Here is a 1,887-nt window from a genome sequence, read left to right on the forward strand (position 1 = left end):
AGATGTGTATAAGAGACAGATGGAACCATGGGAGATAAGGAAATTGGAACCGATTCGGTGCGGCTCTTTGTTGCCCTGTATACGGGTATCCCATACACACCAAAAGAAGAAAGTACCGGTATCCTGGATACGGCGATAAAGGTGCTCCGGGACTTAGGTAAGCTTACGGATGAACAAATAGCCCAGCTGCAACCCCGCCTGGTGGTTACCCAGGATCAGAACATTGTCTCGCCCGCTTCTGCGAGCGATTCAAAGGTTCCTGAAACTAAAACGTCCGATTCAGAAAAAACGGTAACAGCCCCAAAAACGTCTGCAGTAGCCACCACTGCTAACCAAACTCAACCAGTCGCGGCTACCAAAGGAACGGTTTCGGAGGGGCAAAACGCATCTTCTACTGTATCATCGAATTCCCAGACTCAGCGGACCTCCCCTGTTACCGATGCAACCCATACGCCCCTTCCCCAGACAAGCTCAGAAAATCTTATTCGGGGAAAAACTACCTTTGCAGAGGTTTTAGCCTGGGGAGTTTCAAAAGCTCAAATAGAACAGGTGTTGGGTAAACCGATGCCGCCCGAACAGACGGTTATTCGGGATTGGTGCCTTGCGGAAGGACTGGAATTCAGTACTGTCCGGGATGCTTTGCAAAAATTAAAACCCTAGGGAAGGAAAGACCAGGTTTTATCTTTAAAATAACTTACATTACTCCCATGTAACCCCAGGGCGTTGGTGCCGCTGGGGATTTTTTTTAATAGGACGATTCTTTGAAGAAAGGCCCCCGTTAAAGTGAAAGAGTTCTCCTTGTGTCTTGTTCCGCCGCTGGGGTGTTTAGCTGGGTTGTTTGTATAGAAAAATATAAAAAACCTGTGATACAGTTACACCACGTATTTCCTAATTTTGTGGAGGACCTATCATGAAATCAGAGAAGGAACCTATTTTAGACAAGAAAATGGCGATTCTGTTTATAGTTCTTTTCGGCGTGATAAGCCTTTTTGCGGATATGAACTATGAGGGTGGCCGCAGTGTGGTGGGCCAGTATCTTAAACTCCTGGGAACCAGCGCCTTTGCCCTGGGGCTTGCGGCGGGCCTTGGAGAATTTGTGGGATATGCCCTCCGTTTTGTTTCTGGCTCTATCGCTGATAAAACAAGGAAATACTGGCTTTTAATCATCCTTGGGTATACCATCGGCCTTACCTCGCTTCCCATGATGGCCTTTTTTAGTGGTTGGCAACTGGCCGTTATTTTTCTTTTCTTAGAACGGGTGGGAAAGGCCATTCGTAAGCCCGCGGTGGACGCGGTGCTTTCCTTTGCCTCTAAACAGACCGGCAGTGGTTTTGGGTTTGGACTCCACGAAGCCATGGACCAATTAGGGGCTTTCCTGGGGCCAGCCCTTTTTTCTCTTCTTTTGTTTACCACAAAAAACGGGGAGTCCCTGGCAGGCTACCGGAAAGGACTGCTATTGCTGTTTATCCCGGCGGGTATTGCGGTAGGAACCGCCATCGTGGCCCGTTTTTTGTTCCCCCATCCTCAAAAATTTGAATTAAAAACGGTACGGCCCGTATTGGGAACAAGCGGTTATAGCCGGGAATACTGGATTATTGTGGCGGCGGCGGCCCTCTTAGCTATGGGAATCACCGACTTTCCCCTTATTGGGCTTCACCTTAAAAAGACGAATGGTTTTGTGGAAGAGGCCATACCTCTTTTGTATGCCGGGGCTATGGCAGTGGATGCGGCGGCGGCCATCGTGTTTGGGTTCCTCTATGATCGTTTTGGATTGAAAGCCCTTTTAGGGCTCTTTGTGGCAGAGGTATTCACCGCTCCTCTTATTTTTATGGGGAATATTCCGCTTATTCTCGCGGGTATGGTGTTGTGGGGAATCAGTGTGGGGAC

The 1,887-nt window shown here is 48.7% G+C and carries 2 protein-coding genes; both read left to right on the top strand.

Annotated features, from left to right (window positions below):
* The first annotated feature begins 27 nt into the window (after positions 1 to 27).
* Positions 28 to 660: a hypothetical protein gene (locus N2315_09185; GenBank protein MCX7829347.1), complete on the top strand. Its 633-nt coding sequence runs from the start codon at positions 28 to 30 to the stop codon at positions 658 to 660.
* 250 nt (positions 661 to 910) lie between these two features.
* Positions 911 to 1,887: MFS transporter (locus N2315_09190; protein ID MCX7829348.1), on the top strand; the 977-nt coding region annotated here is incomplete at its 3' end.

The sequence above is a fragment of the Thermanaerothrix sp. genome (assembly GCA_026417795.1).
Lineage (GTDB): Bacteria > Synergistota > Synergistia > Synergistales > Synergistaceae > Thermanaerovibrio.

What these genes read in the sequence shown, in the direction of transcription:
- N2315_09185 (MCX7829347.1), top strand. Translation starts at nt 28, where the DNA reads ATGGGAGATAAGGAAATTGGAACCGATTCGGTGCGGCTCTTTGTTGCC.